General features: G+C 70.2%; 14 protein-coding genes and 1 pseudogene. All 15 read left to right on the forward strand.

What is annotated here, in order from left to right; all coding sequences use genetic code 11:
• Window positions 1-582: a hypothetical protein gene (locus tag AB0P29_RS11240; RefSeq protein WP_042378563.1), complete on the forward strand. Its 582-nt coding sequence runs from the start codon at window positions 1-3 to the stop codon at window positions 580-582.
• 154 nt (window positions 583-736) lie between these two features.
• On the forward strand, window positions 737-1228 hold the full coding sequence (locus tag AB0P29_RS11245; RefSeq protein ID WP_311283496.1) for a DUF6153 family protein: 492 nt from the start codon (window positions 737-739) through the stop codon (window positions 1226-1228).
• Between the two features lie 105 nt (window positions 1229-1333).
• Window positions 1334-1960, forward strand: coding sequence for a DUF305 domain-containing protein (locus AB0P29_RS11250; protein ID WP_363379818.1), 627 nt, complete (start codon window positions 1334-1336; stop codon window positions 1958-1960).
• A 208-nt stretch (window positions 1961-2168) separates the two neighbouring features.
• Window positions 2169-3026, forward strand: a complete 858-nt coding sequence (locus AB0P29_RS11255) for a F510_1955 family glycosylhydrolase (protein ID WP_363379820.1) — start codon at window positions 2169-2171, stop codon at window positions 3024-3026.
• Window positions 3027-3084: 58 nt separating this feature from the next.
• Window positions 3085-5538, forward strand: a complete 2454-nt coding sequence (locus AB0P29_RS11260; protein WP_363379822.1) for a phosphoketolase family protein — start codon at window positions 3085-3087, stop codon at window positions 5536-5538.
• A complete protein-coding gene (locus AB0P29_RS11265) occupies window positions 5535-8129 on the forward strand; it encodes a heavy metal translocating P-type ATPase (RefSeq protein WP_363379824.1) in 2595 nt (864 codons plus the stop codon). The genes AB0P29_RS11260 and AB0P29_RS11265 overlap by 4 nt, the downstream gene beginning before the upstream one ends.
• Before the next feature lie 19 nt (window positions 8130-8148).
• Window positions 8149-11355 carry an HAD-IA family hydrolase gene (locus AB0P29_RS11270; RefSeq protein WP_363379825.1) on the forward strand — a complete coding sequence of 1069 codons (3207 nt, stop codon included), beginning with the start codon at window positions 8149-8151 and terminating at the stop codon, window positions 11353-11355.
• Window positions 11355-13001 carry an AarF/ABC1/UbiB kinase family protein gene (locus AB0P29_RS11275; RefSeq protein ID WP_363379827.1) on the forward strand — a complete coding sequence of 549 codons (1647 nt, stop codon included), beginning with the start codon at window positions 11355-11357 and terminating at the stop codon, window positions 12999-13001. The genes AB0P29_RS11270 and AB0P29_RS11275 overlap by 1 nt, the downstream gene beginning before the upstream one ends.
• A gap of 38 nt (window positions 13002-13039) precedes the next feature.
• Complete coding sequence (locus AB0P29_RS11280) at window positions 13040-14098, forward strand: type II glyceraldehyde-3-phosphate dehydrogenase (protein WP_363379828.1); 1059 nt, start codon at window positions 13040-13042, stop codon at window positions 14096-14098.
• A complete protein-coding gene (locus AB0P29_RS11285; protein ID WP_033107642.1) occupies window positions 14088-14372 on the forward strand; it encodes a DUF2933 domain-containing protein in 285 nt (94 codons plus the stop codon). The genes AB0P29_RS11280 and AB0P29_RS11285 overlap by 11 nt, the downstream gene beginning before the upstream one ends.
• Complete coding sequence (locus AB0P29_RS11290) at window positions 14369-15388, forward strand: DMT family transporter (RefSeq protein WP_363379830.1); 1020 nt, start codon at window positions 14369-14371, stop codon at window positions 15386-15388. Before AB0P29_RS11285 ends, AB0P29_RS11290 begins: the two co-directional genes overlap by 4 nt.
• Complete coding sequence (locus AB0P29_RS11295; protein WP_311283487.1) at window positions 15385-16908, forward strand: multicopper oxidase family protein; 1524 nt, start codon at window positions 15385-15387, stop codon at window positions 16906-16908. The genes AB0P29_RS11290 and AB0P29_RS11295 overlap by 4 nt, the downstream gene beginning before the upstream one ends.
• Before the next feature lie 163 nt (window positions 16909-17071).
• Window positions 17072-17635, forward strand: a complete 564-nt coding sequence (locus tag AB0P29_RS11300; RefSeq protein WP_363379831.1) for a hypothetical protein — start codon at window positions 17072-17074, stop codon at window positions 17633-17635.
• A complete protein-coding gene (locus AB0P29_RS11305; RefSeq protein ID WP_232711325.1) occupies window positions 17632-17847 on the forward strand; it encodes a helix-turn-helix domain-containing protein in 216 nt (71 codons plus the stop codon). The genes AB0P29_RS11300 and AB0P29_RS11305 overlap by 4 nt, the downstream gene beginning before the upstream one ends.
• Window positions 17837-17930 (forward strand): annotated as a pseudogene (locus AB0P29_RS11310) (IS5/IS1182 family transposase); the annotation flags it as partial. The gene AB0P29_RS11305 and the pseudogene AB0P29_RS11310, both read left to right, overlap by 11 nt.

A 17930-nucleotide genomic window follows, 5' to 3' on the forward strand; every position in this document is an offset into this window, starting at 1 on the left:
ATGGATACAGCGGTCGGGCTGGTGCAGGCCTACCTGCGGGTGAACGGGTACTTCACCGTCGCCGAGTACCCGGTGCTGGACGCGACCGGTCCGGACGGGCCGCGCACCGTCACCGACCTGGACATCCTCGCGATCCGACTGCACCACATCCGCGGCGACGACCCCGACCCGGCCCTCGGCGCCCGCCCCGGGGCGCCGGACATGATCGTCGGCGAGGTCAAGGAGGGCGCCCCGAAGCTGAACCCCGCGATGCGCGACCCCGCGGTGCTGGAGGCCGCGTTCGCCCGGTTCGGCTGCTGCACCCCCGCCGACGCGCCCGCGCTCGTCCAGGAGCTGCTGACGGCCGGGCAGGTCCTCGCCCCGGAGGGCCACCTGATCCGCACGGTCGCGTTCGGCAACACCGCCCGCCCCAATCTGTCCCGCTCCTGGCACACCGTCCCCCTCGAGCACATCCTCGACTACCTCCGCGATCACCTCGCCCGCAACTGGGCCGTCGTCGGTCGCACCCAGATCAAGGACGACACCCTCGGGCTGCTGGCTCTGATGGAGAAGGCCCACCGCGCCGGAACGGGCCGCCGATGAGCCGGCTGCCGCGCACCGGTCCCCATCCGGGACCATCGCCCCTGGCCAGGCATCGGTCGGGCGACCAGCCTGGGCAGGACCGCCGTGCGCCCGATCGGCGCCGGTGGGGATCCAGGCACACCAGGGTACGCTGGACGCGGGAAGGAGGTCGGCGGTGAACCACATCCGAACCCTGGTGCACGCCCCATCCGGGCTGCACCGGCTGCTGCTGACCTTCGCGACCGCGCTCCTGCTGATCGCCGGCCTGCTGGCCATGCACACCCTCACCGGCAGGCTCACCAGCGGGCGCGCCGACACCCCCGCAGCGGCCTCCGAAGCCGCCCATGCCGCGCCTGCCTCTGACCTGGGCGGCACCGTCGCGACCGGGAGCATGCTCGAGGACACCATCGGGACAGGCCCCGAGGCTTCGGGCGGGCACTGTGAGGGCGACTGCGACGGCTCGGGCGGAATGCCGGACCATTCGATGCTGATGATGGCGTGCGTGCTGGCGCTGTTGGCCGCCACCATCGTGCTGCTCGCCCCGGCGCTGCTGGCCCGCCTGCGCACCGCCCTCGCCCTGCTGCGCCTGCACGGGCGGAATGTGCTCACCGCGTTACCGCACCCCCGACCACCTTCCCTCATCGTCCTGTCGATCAGTCGAACCTGATTCCCCGCCCTCCCGTCACCGCTGTGCCGGGAGATGCTGCGCCGTGCCCGCATGCGGCACGGGAATCGACTCACCATTCGACCGACTAGACAAGGACACCCACCCGTGCGCATCCGCATTCTCGCGCTGAGCACCGGCGCGCTCGCCGCTGCGCTCGTGCTCGCCGGCTGCGCCCCCACCGACGGATCCATGCCCGGGATGGACCACGGCCCCGGCGGCATGACCAGCAGCACCCCCGCCCCCTCCGGGCAGGCATCGTTCAACTCCGCTGACGAGATGTTCGTCACGATGATGATCCCGCACCACGAACAGGCCATCGAGATGGCCGATCAGATTCTGGCCGAGGACGGCATCGACGAGCGGGTCGTGACCCTCGCCGAGCAGATCAAAGCCGCCCAAGGCCCCGAGATCCAGACCATGAAGGGCTGGCTCGAGGACTGGGGAATCGCCTACGACGACTCCATGTCCGACATGGGCGGGATGGGCGGCATGGACCACGGCGACGGGATGATGTCCGACGACGACATGGCCGCCCTGGACGCCGCCACCGGGGTCGAGGCGACCCGGCTGTTCCTCGAGGGCATGATCGGCCACCACCAGGGCGCCGTCACGATGGCCCAGATGGTGCTGGACAACGGGGAGAACCCGGACGTGGCCGCGCTCGCCCAGCAGATCATCGACGGACAGACCGCCGAGATCACCACCATGCAGGACATCCTCGCCACCCTCTGACCCGAACCCCTCGGGCGGGGCCGACCACCCCGGACCTGGCCCCGCCCGAGGCCCGGCGATCCGCCCGGCGCATCCGTCCTGACCGACAGCGTCGACCCGTCGAAAGGCCCGTCATGACTTCCCGGACTCTGGCCGCGTGCTTCGTGGGCATCATCCTCGCCCTGATCATCCTGTCCGCGGCGACCATTCTCTTCATCCAGGCGATCGCATGAGCAGCAACGCCACCACGATCACGGCCGCTGCCGTCGCCGCTGCTGCGGGCCTGCTGCTGACCGGCTGCGCCTCCACGCCGACCGCCACCTCGGCACCCGCCCCGGATACCGGTCTCGGTCATGTGCACGGCATCGTCGACCTCGGCGGGAGCACCGTGCTGCTGGGCGCCCACGCAGGCCTCTACACCCTCACCGACACCGGCGACCTCTCCGGCCCCCTGGGAGGCGCGGACTTCGACGCGATGGGCCTGACCGCCGACGGCGACGTCCTCTACGCCTCCGGGCACCCGGGACCGAACACCCCGGCGGAGCTCGGCGAGCACAACCTGGGACTCATCCGAAGCACCGACGCCGGGACCACCTGGGAGCCGGTCGCGTTCACCGGGCAGGAGGACTTCCACGTCCTCACCGCCGGAGACGGTGCGATCCACGGGATCGGGTCCAGCTCGATCACCATCCGCACCAGCACTGACGGCGGGACCACCTGGATCGACGGCGCCGAGCTCCCCGCCGCCGACCTGACCGTCACCACCGACGGCACCCTCTACGCCGCGACGCGGCAGGGCCTGCAGGAGAGCCGGGATGCGGGCGCCACCTTCGACCTCGTCGCGGATGCGCCGCCGCTCTACCTGGTGGAGGCGGACTCCACGGGCGGGCTGGTCGGCGTCGACACCGACGGCACCCTCTGGCGACTCACCGGCACCGGATCCTGGGACAGCGTCGGTGCCGCCACGGGCACCGTCCAGGCGCTCGGGAACGCAGATGGGGCGGTCGTGCTCGTCGACGACCGCGGCATCGTCTGGATCCACGGCACCGAGACCACCGTCGTCCTCCCGGCGGGGACCGCACAATGACCACTATCGTCATGACCACATTCGGCGGTCTCGGCCGCGAACCTCGAGGAGACCGACCATGAGCACCGCACCGGCCCGCTGGGCATACCGCACCACCGCCGTCACCCCGGAACGACTGGAGGAGGTGGATGCGTGGTGGCGGGCGGCGAACTACCTGAGCATCGGGCAGATCTACCTGCTCGACAACCCGCTGCTGCGCGACCCGCTCACCGCGGAGCACATCAAGCCTCGACTACTGGGGCACTGGGGCACCACCCCGGGCCTGAACTTCCTGTACGCCCACCTCAACCGGGCGATCACCGACCGGGATCTGAACACCCTGTACGTGACCGGGCCGGGGCACGGCGGGCCGGGCATGGTGGCCAACGCCTACCTGGACGGCACCTACACGGAGCTGTACCCGCGGATCGACCGCACCGAGGAGGGGCTCAAGGCGCTGTTCCGGCAGTTCTCCTTCCCCGGCGGCATCCCCTCGCACGCGTCCCCGGACACGCCCGGGTCGATCAACGAGGGCGGCGAGCTCGGCTATTCCCTCGTCCACGCCTATGGCGCCGCGTTCGACAACCCGGACCTGCTGGTCGCGTGCGTGATCGGCGACGGGGAGGCCGAGACCGGGCCGCTGGCGACCGCGTGGCACGGCAACAAGTTCCTCAACCCAGCCGCGGACGGGGTGGTGCTACCGATCCTGCACCTGAACGGGTACAAGATCGCCAACCCGACGGTGCTGTCCCGCATCCCCGAGGACGAGCTGGTCGCGCTGCTGCGCGGCTACGGCCACGAGCCGTTCGTGGTCACCGTCGGCTTCGACGGCGAGGACCCGCGGGAGTCCCACGCCCGGTTCGCCGGCGTGCTGGACGAGGTGCTGGACCGGATCGCGGACATCAAGACCGCCGCGGCGGCCGGCACGCTGGAAGGCCGGCCGGCGTGGCCAGCGATCGTGCTGCGCAGCCCGAAAGGCTGGACCTGCCCGCCGGTGATCGACGGGCTCCCCGTGGAGGGCACCTGGCGGTCCCACCAGGTGCCGCTCGCCGAGGTCCGCGACACCCCCGAGCACCTGCAGCTCCTCCAGGACTGGCTGGCCTCCTACCGGCCCGACGAGCTCTTCGACGCCGACGGCGCCCCGTTCCCCGCCACGGTCGCCGCCGCCCCGGCCGGAGCGCGGCGGATGAGCGCTAACCCGGTCGCGAACGGCGGGCAGCTGACCGTCCCGCTGCGCCTGGGCGACTTCCGCGACCACGCCCACCCGGTCGACCCCGAGGCGCGAGGCACGGGAACGGCGGAGGCGACCCGGATGCTCGGCGAATGGCTCGCCGACGTGATCCGGCGCAACCCGGACAACTTCCGCATCTTCGGCCCCGACGAGACCGCCTCCAACCGGCTCGCCCCGCCCGTGTTCGAGGCCACCGGCAAGCAGTGGAACGCGACCGTGCTGCCGGTGGACGAGCATCTGGCGCCGACCGGGCGGGTGATGGAGGTGCTCAGCGAGCACCAGTGCCAGGGCTGGCTCGAAGGGTACGTCCTCACCGGCCGGCACGGCCTGTTCAACTGCTACGAGGCGTTCACGCACATCGTCGACTCGATGTTCAACCAGCACGCCAAATGGCTCGAAGCCGCCAGCGAGGTGCCCTGGCGGGAACCGGTGCCGAGCTTCAACTACCTGCTCTCCAGCCACGTCTGGCGGCAGGACCACAACGGGTTCAGCCACCAGGACCCCGGGTTCATCGACCTCGCCCTGAACAAGAGCCCCGACATCGTCCGCGTCTACCTCCCGTTCGACGCGAACACGCTGCTGTCCACCTACGACCACTGCCTGCGCTCCACCGGCTACATCAACGTCGTCGTCGCCGGAAAGCAGCCCGCCCCGCAGTGGCTCACCATGGACGAGGCGATCGAGCACTGCACCCGGGGCCTGGGCATCCTGCCCTGGGCCGGCACCGAGACCGAGGGCGCCGAGCCGGACGTGGTGCTCGCCGCCGCCGGCGACGTGCCCACCCTCGAGGTGCTCGCCGCGGCCGCGTTGCTGCGCGAGCACATCCCTGACCTGTCCGTGCGGGTCGTGAACGTGGTCGACCTGACCCGTCTGCAATCCGAGGACCAGCACCCGCACGGCCTGCCGGACCGGGAGTTCGACGCGATCTTCACCCCCGACAAGCCGGTGATCTTCGCCTACCACGGCTACCCGTGGCTGATCCACCGTCTCACCTACAAGCGCGCCGGGCACCAGAACCTGCACGTCCACGGGTTCGTGGAGAAGGGCACCACCACGACCCCGTTCGACATGGTCATGCTCAACGACCTCGACCGATACCGGCTCGCGATCGACGTCCTCGACCACGTCCCGGGCCTTGCCGCGACCCACGCGCAGCTGCGGCAGGAACTCGTCGACGCCCGCCTGCGCGCCCGCGCCCACACCCGCGAGCACGGCACCGACATCCCCGCCGTCGCCGACTGGCGCTGGCCCCACCCCGACACCGACCCGAACCGCCCCTCCACCGCGAAGGAAATCCGATGACCGACACCAAGACCGTGACCCTGCAGGTCAGCGGCATGATCCGCGCGACCTCCAAGAACGTCACCGAAGCCCACCTCGCCCGCCAGCCGGGCGTCCTGTCCGTCGACGCGAACCCGGTCTCCCAGACCGCGACCGTCACCTACGACCCGCAGACCACCTCGGTCGCGCACCTGCAGCAGTGGGTGATCGAATGCGGCTACCACTGCGCCGGGCAGTCCGTCCCGGACCACATCTGCGACCCCGCCCACGAACCCCACGAGCACGCCGACCACCACGACCACGCCGAGCACGATGCCCACGCCGAGCATGACGCGCACGACGGCTATCAGGAGCACGCCGAGCACGAGGGACGCGCGGTCTCCACCGGTCATGACACCCCGGCGGGGCACGAACACCCGCACCCGGCAGCGGACCACGCTGACCACTCCGCAGTGGACGCCGGTGAGCATGCCGGTCACGCTCCGGCCACCGAGGGTGGGCACGATCACGGGGCTCAGCCGGCCGGCCGCAGCGCGCAGGATGTGATGGGCCACGGCGGGCATCACGGCGGCATGTCGATGGACGCGATGATCCGGGACATGCGCAACCGGTTCCTGGTCGCGTTGATCCTGTCGATCCCGATCACCTTGTGGTCCCCGATCGGCCGGGAGGTGCTCGGCTTCGAGGTGCCGGCCCCGTTCGGGCTGCGCGACGACGTGTTCATGCTGATCGTGTCGCTGCCGGTGATCTTCTACTCGGCCTGGATCTTCTTCGACGGCGCCTACCGAGCCCTGCGGGCCCGCACCCTCGACATGATGGTGCTGGTCGCGGTCGGCGTCGGCGCCGGCTGGATCTACAGCCTGATCATCACCCTCACCGGCGGCGGCGAGGTCTTCTACGAGGCGGCGACCGTGCTGGCCACCTTCGTGCTCCTCGGCCACTGGGTCGAGATGCGCGCCCGGGGAGGTGCGAACGACGCCATCCGACGGCTGCTGGAGCTCGCTCCCGCCCGCGCGGTCGTCCTCCGCGACGGCGAGGAGGTCGAAATCCCCACCTCCGAGGTGGTACCCGGGGACCTCATGCTCATCCGCCCCGGCGCGAAGGTCCCCACCGACGGCGTCGTCGAGGACGGCGAGTCCGAGATCGACGAGTCGATGGTCACTGGCGAGTCCATGCCGGTCGAGAAGGCGCCCGGCTCGGAGGTGATCGGCGCGACCGTGAATACCGTCGGCACCCTCCGGGTGCGCGCCACGAAGGTTGGCGCCGACACGGCGCTGGCGCAGATCGTGAAGCTGGTGCAGGAGGCGCAGAACTCCAAGGCCCCTGGGCAGCGTCTCGCCGACCGGGCCGCGTTCTGGCTCGTCCTGCTCGCCCTCGTCGGAGGCACTCTGACCTTCCTGGTGTGGTTCCTCGCCGGGGCGGATGTGCCGATGGCGATCCTGTTCGCGATCACCGTCGTCGTCATCACCTGCCCCGACGCCCTCGGGCTCGCCACCCCGACCGCGATCATGGTCGGCACCGGCCTGGGCGCCAAGCGTGGTGTCCTGTTCAAGAACGCCACCGGCATCGAGACCGCCGCGCACATCGACACCGTCGTGCTGGACAAGACCGGCACTCTCACCAAGGGCGAGCCCGAGGTCACCGACTACATCCCCATCGGCATGGACGACCTCGAGCTACTCGCCCTCGCCGCGGCGCTCGAGCGGGAGTCGGAGCACCCGCTGGCCAAGGCGATCGTCACCTACGCCGAGAGTCGGAACATCCCGCGTCGCACCGCGTCCGCGTTCCGCAACGTCACCGGGCAGGGCGCAATCGCCACCGTCGACGGAAGGCAGGTGGTGCTCGGCAACGCCCGGCTGATGGCAGCGCAGGGCATCGACACCGGCCCGGTCGTCTCGCAGCAGCAGGCCCTCGCAGACGGCGGCCGCACCGCGATCATGTTCGCCGTCGACGGGCAGATCGCCGGCGTGATCGCCCTCGCCGACGCCCCCCGCGACACCGCGAAAGCCGCGATCGACGCACTCCACGAGCAGGGCATCGAGGTGGCGATGCTCACCGGCGACAACAAGCCCACCGCCGAGCGCATCGCCTCGCTGCTGGGCATCGACACCGTGATCGCCGACGTGCTCCCCGAGGACAAGTCCGCCAAGATCGCCGAGCTCCAGGCATCCGGCAAGAAGGTCGCGATGGTCGGCGACGGCGTCAACGACGCCCCCGCCCTCGCCCAGGCGGACCTCGGCATCGCGATCGGCGCCGGCACCGACGTCGCCATCGAGACCGCAGACGTCGTCCTGATGCGCTCCGACCCGCTCGATGTCGCGATCGCGCTGAAGATCGGGAAGGGCACGCTGCGGAAGATGCGGCAGAACCTCGGCTGGGCCATCGGCTACAACGCCGCCGCCCTCCCCATCGCCGCCGGCGTGTTCTACCCCGCGTTCGGGATCATGCTCACCCCCGAGATCGCCGCCATCAGCATGTCTGGCTCCAGCGTGATCGTCGCCGTCAACGCGCTCCTGCTCAAGCGGCTCCGGCTGCCCGCCCAGCAGGCCCCCGCGGCCCCGGCAGAGGCGAGCAGCCTCGCCCCGGCGTCGACGCCCGGCGGCGCCTCATGACCGGACGCGAGGCGCCGCGATGACTCCGCGGTCGGCAGAGCACGGGACTCACCACCTCGATGCCGTCTACGACGCGGTGCTGTTCGACATGGACGGCGTGGTCACGAACACCGCCGCGATCCATGCCGCCGCGTGGAAGCAGCTGTTCGACGAGGTGCTGCGAGACCCGCGTGTGCAGGTGGACGACCCCGAGACGACCTTCGACCCGGCCGCCGACTACCGCCGCTATGTGGACGGGCGAACCCGCGAGGACGGGGTATCGGCGTACCTGACGACCCGTGGGATCGCCCTGGACGCCGGAGATCCCGACGACCCACCAACGGCGTGGACGATCGCGGGGCTCGCGGCGCGCAAGAACGAGCTGTTCCTGGCGGAGCTGGGCACCCGTGGGCTGCGCGTCTATCCGGGCACCGCGGCGCTGCTGCATCGCCTGCGGGACGCGGCCGTGCCGGTCGGGCTGGTCACCGCGAGCCGGAACGCGCAGCAGATGCTCGCCGCCGCAGGACTGGCCGGCTGCTTCGACACCGTGGTGGACGGCCGGATCGCGCTCACGCATCACCTGAAAGGCAAGCCGGATCCCGCCATGTTCGTCGAGGCGGCCCGGCGACTGGGTGTCGCCGCGGCCCGCACCGCGGTCGTCGAGGACTCGGTCGCCGGCGTAGCGGCCGCGAGGCGCGGAGGCTTCGGCTTCGTCGTCGGCATCGACCGCGCCGGAGCGCGGGAGCAGCTCGAGGCCGTGGGCGCCGACCTCGTCCTGGCCGATGTCGCCGAGCTCGACCTGGGCGTCTCCACCACGGATCCGTGGCAGCTGGTCTACGACGGCTTCGACCCCGCGCACGAAGGGCACCGGGAGGCGCTCACCGCGCTGGGGAACGGCTACCTGGCCACCCGTGGCGCCCGGCCCGAGCACCACGACGACGGCATCCACTATCCCGGCACCTACCTCGCCGGCGTGTACAACCGACTGGCGAGCACCATCCACGGGCGCGAGCTCGAGGAGGAGCATCTCGTCAACACGCCCAACTGGCTTCCGGTGGACCTCCGCATCGGAGACGGGCCGTGGCTGTCCACCGGCCAGGTCGTGACGCACAGCGAACGACGCGAGCTCGACCTGCGCCGCGGCCTGGTCGTCCGCCGCGCGGTCCTCACCGCTCCGAACGGGGATCGACTCGACTTCGTGCAGACGACGTTCACCTCCCTGGACGAACCTCACCTTGCCGTGCTGGAAACCACGCTCACCGCCCCCGACTGGAGCGGCACGGTCACCCTTCGCGCCGGGATCGACGCCGGCGTGCGCAACAGCAACGTGGCCGCGTACCTCGGATCGGACGCCACCCACCTCACGCAGCCGACGTTCCGCCACGTCGGCGACACCACCCTCTGCGAGGTGCGGACCCGACAGAGCCGGGTCCACATCGCCACCGCCGTCCGCACGACCCTCACCGGAACCGACAGCGCGACCGATCACCGCATCGACACGCCATTGCAGCCCACCCGAGAGCTGCGCATCCCTCTGGAGCAGGGTCGACCGGTCACCCTCACCAAGACGGCCGCGATCTACACCTCCCACGATCGGGCCATCAGCGAGCCGGGTGGTGCCGCCCTGACCCTGCTCACCGAACGCGGTGGCGACGTCGAGGCGCTGCGGGAACGCCACGCGGGTGCGTGGCGGCGACTCTGGGAACGCTTCGCGGTCACCCTGGACGCCGACACGCACAGCCGACTCATCCTGAACCTGCACGTCTTCCACCTGCTCCAGACCCTCTCGCCGCACACCGTCGAGCTCGACGCCGGGGTGCCCGCCCGCGGCCTGCACGGCGAGGGGTATCGGGGGCACGTCTTCTGGGACGAGGTGTTCGTCCTGCCCGTGATCGCTCTGCGCACGCCCGAGATCAGCCGGGCGCTGATCGACTACCGCTGGCGGCGACTGGACGCCGCCCGCGCCGCGGCGACCGCCGCCGGACTCCGCGGAGCCCTCTTCCCCTGGCAGAGCGGCAGCGACGGTCGCGAGGAGACGCCCGAGGCGCTCTACAACCCGCGCTCCGGTCGGTGGATGCCGGACAACTCCCACCGTCAACGCCACGTCGGCCTCGCCATCGCCTACAACGCCTGGCAGCACTACCAGGCCACCGGCGACCTCGACTGGCTCGCCGAACGCGGCGGCGAGCTCATCATCGAGGTCACCCGCCTGTTCGCCTCGCTCGCCGAGCACGACACTGCCACCGACCGCTTCCACATCGCCGGGGTGATGGGACCCGACGAGTTCCACGACGGCGCCCCGGACGCTCCCGGCAGCGGCCTGCGCGACAACACGTACACCAACGTCCTCGCCTCGTGGGTCGCCACGCGAGCGGCCCGGACACTCGCCCTGCTCCACGGGCACCGCGGCGAGGGCCTCCGCGACCGGCTCCGCGTCACCGACGAGGAGATCGCGGGATGGGCCCGGCTCAGCACACGACTGGCGGTGGGGTTCCACCGCGACGGCATCCTCACCCAGTTCGACGGCTACGAGAGCCTGCAGGAGCTGGACTGGGACCACTACCGCGAGGAGTACGGGAACATCGGCCGGCTCGATCTCATCCTCGAGTCCGAGAACGACAGCACCAACCGGTACAAGCTCGCCAAGCAGCCCGACGTCGTCATGCTGGTCTACCTGCTCGGTCACGACGGGCTCCGGGCGCAACTCGCCACGCTCGGCTACCCGTTCTCCGAGCAGGACCTGACCCGCACGGTCGAGTACTACCTCGCCCGCACCGCCAACGGGTCGACGCTCAGCCGAGTCGTGAACGCCTCCGTCCTGGCCGGCATCGACCCGTCCCGCTCCTGGATCGCGTTCCGCGAGGCGCTGATCGCCGATCTCGACGACTCCCAGGGCGGCACCACCCGCGAAGGGATCCACCTCGGCGCGATGGCCGGCACCATCGACCTGCCCGTCCGCTCCTTCGCCGGCATGGCCCTCGGTGACGACGAGCTCGTCTTCGCCCCCCGACTGCCGCCGAACCTCACCCGGGTCGGGTTCCAGATCCGATACCGCGGCCACCTCGTCGACGTGATGCTCCGTGACCGCAGCCTGGAGCTTCGCGTGCACGCCGGCTCAGCACCCGCGATCCACGTGCGCGTCGGCGCGGTCGCCGTGCCGCTCTCGGCCGGACAGACCAAGACGTTCGCGATCGGCCCGGGCACCTCGGCCCGCGACGCGACCAACCGCGAAGGAGGCCTCGACTGATGAGCACGCATCGGAGCCGGTATCGGCGCATCGCCACCATCCTCGAGCACCACGGACTCGGGCTCGGCCTCGGGCTGCTCGGGCTGGAGAAGTGGATTCCCTTCAACAAAGGCGTTCTCGGGCATGCGCGCCGGGACGAGCCCTACACCAGTCCGGAACACCTCCGACTCGCCCTCGAGGAGCTCGGACCGACCTTCATCAAACTCGGCCAGCTGCTGTCCACCCGCAACGACCTGCTGCCCGCCGCTTACCTCGCCGAGTTGGTCAAGCTTCAGGACGCCGCGCCGCCCGAGGCCTGGGAGCCGATGAAGGCGGTGATCCGCGAGGAGCTCGGCGCGGACCCCGAACAGCTCTTCGCACAGTTCGACCCGCAACCGCTGGCCGCCGCGTCGATCGGGCAGGCATACGCCGCGACCCTTCACGACGGCACCCAGGTCGTCGTGAAGGTCCGCCGACCCGGCGCGGTCGCCCAGATCCACGAAGACCTGGAGATCCTGCAGAATCTCGCCGAGCGCGCCGACAAGCGGTGGGATGCCGCCCGCCAGTACAACCTGCCGGGCATCGTCGAGGAGTTCTCCCGCACGCTGCGCGCCGAGCTCGACTATCTGCAGGAGGGCCGGAACGCGGAGCGGTTCGCCGCCGACTTCGCCGACTCACCCGACGTCGCCGTCCCTCAGGTGTTCTGGGAGACGACCACGTCACGCGTGCTGACCCTGGAACGGATGCACGGCATCCGAGTCGACGACCTGCCCGCCCTGGACGCGGCCGGCATCGACCGGAACCAGCTGGCCAGGCGAGGCGCGGACCTCATCCTCACCATGGTGTTCGAGAACCGCTTCTTCCACGCCGACCCGCACCCGGGCAACCTGTTCATCCAAACCGACGGATCCATCGCCCTCATCGACTTCGGCATGGTCGGCCAACTCGACGAAGAGGTCACCGAGCAGCTCTCCGACGTGCTGCTCGCCTTCACCCGCGGAGACTCCAGCGCGCTCGCCACCGCCCTGCTCGCGCTCTCGATCACCAAGAACACCTCCGACCGCGGCGAGCTCGGCCGCTCCCTGGACGTCTTCGTGTCGCGGTATCTCGGACGCCCCCTGTCCGACATTAACCTCAGCCACCTGCTCGGAGACCTGCTCGCCCTGCTGCGACACCACCACCTCCAGCTGCCGCAGCAGACCGCTCTGCTGTTCAAGGTCCTGATGATGGGCGAGGCACTGGCGGCACGGCTCGACCCCGAGTTCGAGATGCTGCAGGCGCTCACCCCCTTCTCGGAGCGGATCGTGCAGCGACAGTTCTCCCTCCCCGCCCTGGCGAAACGCTGGGCACAGGCATCCGCGGATGCCGGAGCACTGCTGCTCGAGCTGCCCGGAACACTCAAGCAGCTCCGGCGGGTGCTGGAGAACGGCGGCCTCGAGGTGCACCTGCGCGCGGCCGAACTGGAACCGCTCGTGGGACGGGCTGAACGGATCGGCAATCGCCTGATCGCCGGCATGATCACCGCCGCCCTGATCAACGGCATCGGCGAACTCGTCAGCGGGAACACGAGATGGCGCTCGCGGGAAGGCGTCATGATCGGCGCCGGCGCGAGCGTGGTCACCGCACTCGGCGGCTACCTGCTCTGGACCACGCGGCGACGGCGATGACCGCCGCGGCTCCCATCCCTCATCAGAAAGGCACGCACATGAACACCATTCGAGTCGGCGTCAACGGCTACGGCGTCATCGGCAAGCGCGTCGCCGACGCGGTCCTGCTGCAGTCGGACATGGACCTGGTCGGCGTCGCGGACATCGCCACCGACTGGCGGATCAAGTCCGCAGCGAACCGCCTGCCCGTGTTCGCCTCCACCATCGAGGCGCAGCAGGCCATGCGGGGCGCCGACGTGCCCGCACAGGGAGTGCTCGACGACCTTCTCGCGCAGTGCGACGTCGTCGTCGACACCACCCCCAAGCATGTGGCAGCGGGAAACCTGGAGCGCTACCGCACCCTCGGCGTCAAGGCAGTGCTCCAAGGCGGCGAGTCCCACTCCACCACCGGCCACTCCTTCGTCGCCCAAGCCAACTACGCCAGCGCCATCGGCAGGGACAGCACCCGGGTGGTCTCCTGCAACACCACCAGCATCGTGCGGATCCTCGGCGCGCTGGATGCGGCCGGACTCCTGCTGCGCGCCCGCGGGGTGCTCATCCGCCGCGCCACCGACCCGTGGGAATCGCACCTCGGCGGGATCATGAACACGATGGTCCCAGAACCGACCATCCCCTCTCATCAGGGCCCCGACGCACAGACCGTGCTCCCCGGACTCGATGTCGTCACCATCGCCGCCAAAGGCGCCCACACGCAGACCCACAGCCACTACTGGACGCTGCAACTCACCCGGGAGGCGACCCGCGACGAGGTGCTGGACGCCCTGCGCGCCGCGCCCCGCATCGCGTTCATCCGGATGTCCGACGGCCTGGTCGCCCTCAACTCCACCGTCGAGCTGATGCGCGATCTCGGCCGCCCCCGGGGAGACATGTGGGAGGTCGCCGTGTGGGAGGACCTGGTCACCGTGAACGGCAGCGAGGCCTACCTCGCCTACCAGGTCTACAACGAGGCCATCGTCGTGCCCGAGACGATCGACGCGATCCGCGCGCTGACGGGCACCGTCCCCGACGCCGCGACCTCGATCCGCCTCACCGACGAGAGCCTCGGCATGCGCCAGGACTTCCTCACACCGGCGGAGGAGCCCGACCATGACCGGTGACCACCAACCGCCCGCCGACCATCCCGGCGAAGGCGACCCGCGGCGACGGATGCCTGTGACGGCGTGGCTGATCATCGGGATCTCCGTGCTCGGGATCGCGATCTACCTGTTCATCGACCACCTTCCCCACGTCGTCGCAGTGCTGCCCTACGTCGCGATCATCGGCATGGCCGCCATGCACCTGTTCGGCCACCGCCACCACACCGGCGCCCACGACTCGAATCATCGACGCCACGGGGGCGACAGCGGGACCGACACGCGAGAGTCGTCGTGAACACCGTCGTCCGCCCCCTCGCGGACGCCAGCCGGCACGGGCACCCCCGACCGCTGCGGATGCTGTGGGTCACGCTCGCCTGGGGGTCGTGCTTCGTCGCGATCACCGTCGGCCTGCAAGACGCCCCGCCGCTGTGGCTCGCGGCACTGAGAGCCCTCATCGCCGGGGTCGCGCTCGCAACCGTCGCCGCCATCCAGCGGGCACCTCTTCCCCGCGACCCGAAGACATGGGCACTGATCGGCTGCCTCGGACTGGTGAACATCGCCCTGGCATTCGCGACGATGTTCGTCGCCGCGACCGGACTGTCGACCGGGATCGCCTCGGTGCTCGCCAACGCGCAGCCAATCCTGATCCTGCTGCCCGCGTGGTGGCTCTACCGCGAGCGTCCCACCCCCGCCGCGATCGCCGCGATCGGCCTGGGCTTCACCGGCCTACTCATCATCGTCCTTCCCTCCGGGCTCGGCACCGGAGCGTGGCTCTCACTGACCTCCGCCGCCGCGATCACCGCCGGCACCCTTATCGGCCGGATCGTGCACGCAGACGTCCGAGTCGTGGCGGCAGCTCAGCTGCTCATCGGAGGTGCGATCCTCGCCGGCACCGCAGCCGTCACAGAAGGGCCGCCCACGATCGGCTGGAACATCCGGTTCATCCTCACCCTGCTGTTCCTATCACTGGTCGGCACCGCCGCCACCACGGTCGCCTGGTTCACCGAGATCGGACGTGCCCGGCTCGACCTCCTCGCCGCGTGGACGCTGCTCGTGCCGGTCTTCGGGATCCTGCTGTCGCTGCTGATCCTGCGCGAGGACCCGGGCCTGTGGGGCTGGATCGGGACCGTGATCGTGCTGAACGCAATGGCGTTGCTCGCCATCGGATCCAGGCGCTCAGAGCCCTCGGCCGTCACGGCAACCGGCAATCGTGCCCCACCAGCCTCCGCCGATCATGCGACGTCCGACCCGGACGGCCTCCCTGACGAAAACCACGGCCCGCGCTCCCGGCCGGAAAGGAAACAACGATGAACCCGTCGCCCGCCCCACGCCCCCGCTTCCTCCTAACTCGGCGAGGGTTCCTCGGCGTCAGCATTGGCGCCGTCGCGACGGTCGCGCTGGCATCCTGCGCGCCGGCGGCGAACTGGGTGCAGCCCGACGGCGCCCAGGTCCAAGGCGCCGAGCGGCGCCGCGGCGGCACCGGGAAGGTCACCACCGCGACCCTCACCGCCGCCCCGACCGTGCTGGACCTAGCCGGGGCGACCGCGCCGACCTGGGCGTTCGGGTCTGTTCCGGCGCCCGTGATCCGTCTCGGCGCCGGAGACACTCTGAAGGCCACCGTCCGGAACCAGCTCGAGGCGGACACCTCCGTGCACTGGCACGGGCTCGCGCTGCGCAACGACATGGACGGCGTCCCGCCGGTCACCCAGCAGCCCATCAAGGCCGGGGCCAGTTTCGACTACGAGTTCATCGCGCCCGATCCCGGCACCTACTGGTTCCACCCCCACGTCGGGGTGCAGCTGGACCGTGGCCTGTACGGGGCGCTGATCGTCGAGGACCCCGCCGAGCCCGGCGGGTACGAGGACGAGTGGGTCATCATCCTCGACGACTGGCTCGACGGCGTCACCGCCACCCCCGACGACGTCCTTGACGAGCTGTCCGCCGGGATGGGCGACATGGGCGGGATGGGCGACATGTTCATGCGGATGGGCAACACCCTCATGGGCGCCACCTCCGACCTGCTCGGCGGCGACGCCGGCGACGTCTACTATCCCCTCTACCTCGTCAACGGGAAGCCCCCCGCCGACCCGACCCAGTTCACCGGGCGGGCCGGCGAGAAGGTGCGGCTGCGGATCATCAACGTCGGCAGCGACACCGCGTTCCGCCTCGCCATCGGCGGTCACACGCTCACCATCACCCATACCGACGGATTCCCCGTGGAACCGGTCGAAGTCGACAGCATCCTCATCGGCATGGGCGAACGCTACGACGCGATCATTACCCTGGATGACGGCGCGTTCCCCCTCATCGCTCAGGCCGAGGGCAAACGCGATCGCGGTTTCGCCGTCATCCGCACCGGCAGCGCCGCGGCAGCACCGACGGCCGATGTGAGCATCCCGGAGCTCACTAGCAGCCGGATCGGGACCGCGCAGCTGCTGACGTCAGATAGCAGCGTTGCGCTGTCCTCACGGCAGCCTGATCGGACCGTGGCGATCACTCTCACCGGAGGTATGGCCGAATACGACTGGGGCATCGACGGGCGACGGTTCGATATGAATCAGCCCCTCGACGGCGCGCACGAGATCCGCGAAGGCGAACGAGTCCGGTTCACGATCACTAATGACACCGAGATGTGGCACCCATTCCATCTACATGGTCACACCTACCAGCATGAAGGTGGCGGCCCGCGGAAAGACACGTCGATCATCCTGCCCAAGCAGACCCTCACCGTCGACTTCGACGCTGACAACCCAGGTCTCTGGGTCGCCCACTGCCACAACATCTACCACGCCGAAACCGGCATGACCACTGTCATCGGCTATCGGGCGTGACCACGGCGCAACCTTCCGGAGGCCACGGAACTGGTCGTGTCGATGAACGCGTGACGGCGCCATTGATCGGACGGGATGCGGTCCCACCCCTGCGGGATCGTGACGATACCGGCCGCGGCTACGTTATTGGCCGGCCGGTCCGCCGTCGTCGGCGGTGGAGAGCGTGCGCGCCGAACGCATCCACCGCGCCGTGTTTGGGCACGCCAAGATCGTCCACGTCCTCGAGGGCGCCGCACACATTGAGACAGCCACAGGCATTCACGAGTTGACACCGGGCTACGCGATGGCTCTCGGGGCCGGCATGTGGTGCTCAGTGCGCTTAGACCCGACTGTGCGGCTATGGACGCTCTACTTCGACGAGTCCTTCCTCCGCTCCCACATGCGATGGGTGCTCGCCGACACCACGCGCGTCCGTCCGGGCGTGCATCCTGACGCCTGGGACGGCTCGGCACTCGTGCTGCAGCCTGGCGTGGACATCCTGCACCGCATCGAACCGCTGTGGCGCCAGATCAGCCTCGTGAACGAGACCGCGCCACCGGAGGTCGCGACCACCCGACTGATCTCTCTGTTCTCCCGCGCCGTCGAGATTGCCCTACCGACGCTGCTCGCCGACGACGGCGCCGTGCCCGAGAGGTTCGTCCTCCCGGTGCGCGGCCGGCTCGCGCAGCCGCCAATCGCTCGCCCCGTCCCGTGCGCCGCTCGGTCGTCCTGCTGCGCTCGCGCATGACCGAGCCGTGGACGGTCGGCAGGCTCGCCGCGGAGGTGGCCGTCTCCCGCGCCCATCTCACACGCGTTTTCACCCAGCAGGTCGGTGTCGCCCCCATGCGGTTCCTCATCGAGACCCGCCTGACGGAGTTCACGCGACTGATCGAGGAAACCGACCTGCCGATCGCCGATGCATCCCGGCAAGTCGGATGGAACGACGCGCGAGCCGCCTGATCACGCGGTCGGCCGCTCCCGAGGCGGCCTGTCGACGAAGATCCACCAGCTCGTCGACGGCAACGGGCTCCCGCTGGTCGCGC

It is taken from the genome of Microbacterium sp. NPDC080220, assembly GCF_040686395.1.
Lineage (GTDB): Bacteria > Actinomycetota > Actinomycetes > Actinomycetales > Microbacteriaceae > Microbacterium > Microbacterium gawkjiense.

Bases quoted from the DNA above. Each gene is read 5' to 3' on its own strand.
- AB0P29_RS11240 (WP_042378563.1), top strand. From the start codon at position 1: ATGGATACAGCGGTCGGGCTGGTGCAGGCCTACCTGCGGGTGAACGGG.
- AB0P29_RS11255 (WP_363379820.1), top strand. From the start codon at position 2,169: ATGAGCAGCAACGCCACCACGATCACGGCCGCTGCCGTCGCCGCTGCT.
- AB0P29_RS11260 (WP_363379822.1), top strand. From the start codon at position 3,085: ATGAGCACCGCACCGGCCCGCTGGGCATACCGCACCACCGCCGTCACC.
- AB0P29_RS11265 (WP_363379824.1), top strand. From the start codon at position 5,535: ATGACCGACACCAAGACCGTGACCCTGCAGGTCAGCGGCATGATCCGC.
- AB0P29_RS11270 (WP_363379825.1), top strand. From the start codon at position 8,149: ATGACTCCGCGGTCGGCAGAGCACGGGACTCACCACCTCGATGCCGTC.
- AB0P29_RS11275 (WP_363379827.1), top strand. From the start codon at position 11,355: ATGAGCACGCATCGGAGCCGGTATCGGCGCATCGCCACCATCCTCGAG.
- AB0P29_RS11280 (WP_363379828.1), top strand. From the start codon at position 13,040: ATGAACACCATTCGAGTCGGCGTCAACGGCTACGGCGTCATCGGCAAG.
- AB0P29_RS11285 (WP_033107642.1), top strand. From the start codon at position 14,088: ATGACCGGTGACCACCAACCGCCCGCCGACCATCCCGGCGAAGGCGAC.
- AB0P29_RS11295 (WP_311283487.1), top strand. From the start codon at position 15,385: ATGAACCCGTCGCCCGCCCCACGCCCCCGCTTCCTCCTAACTCGGCGA.
- AB0P29_RS11305 (WP_232711325.1), top strand. From the start codon at position 17,632: ATGACCGAGCCGTGGACGGTCGGCAGGCTCGCCGCGGAGGTGGCCGTC.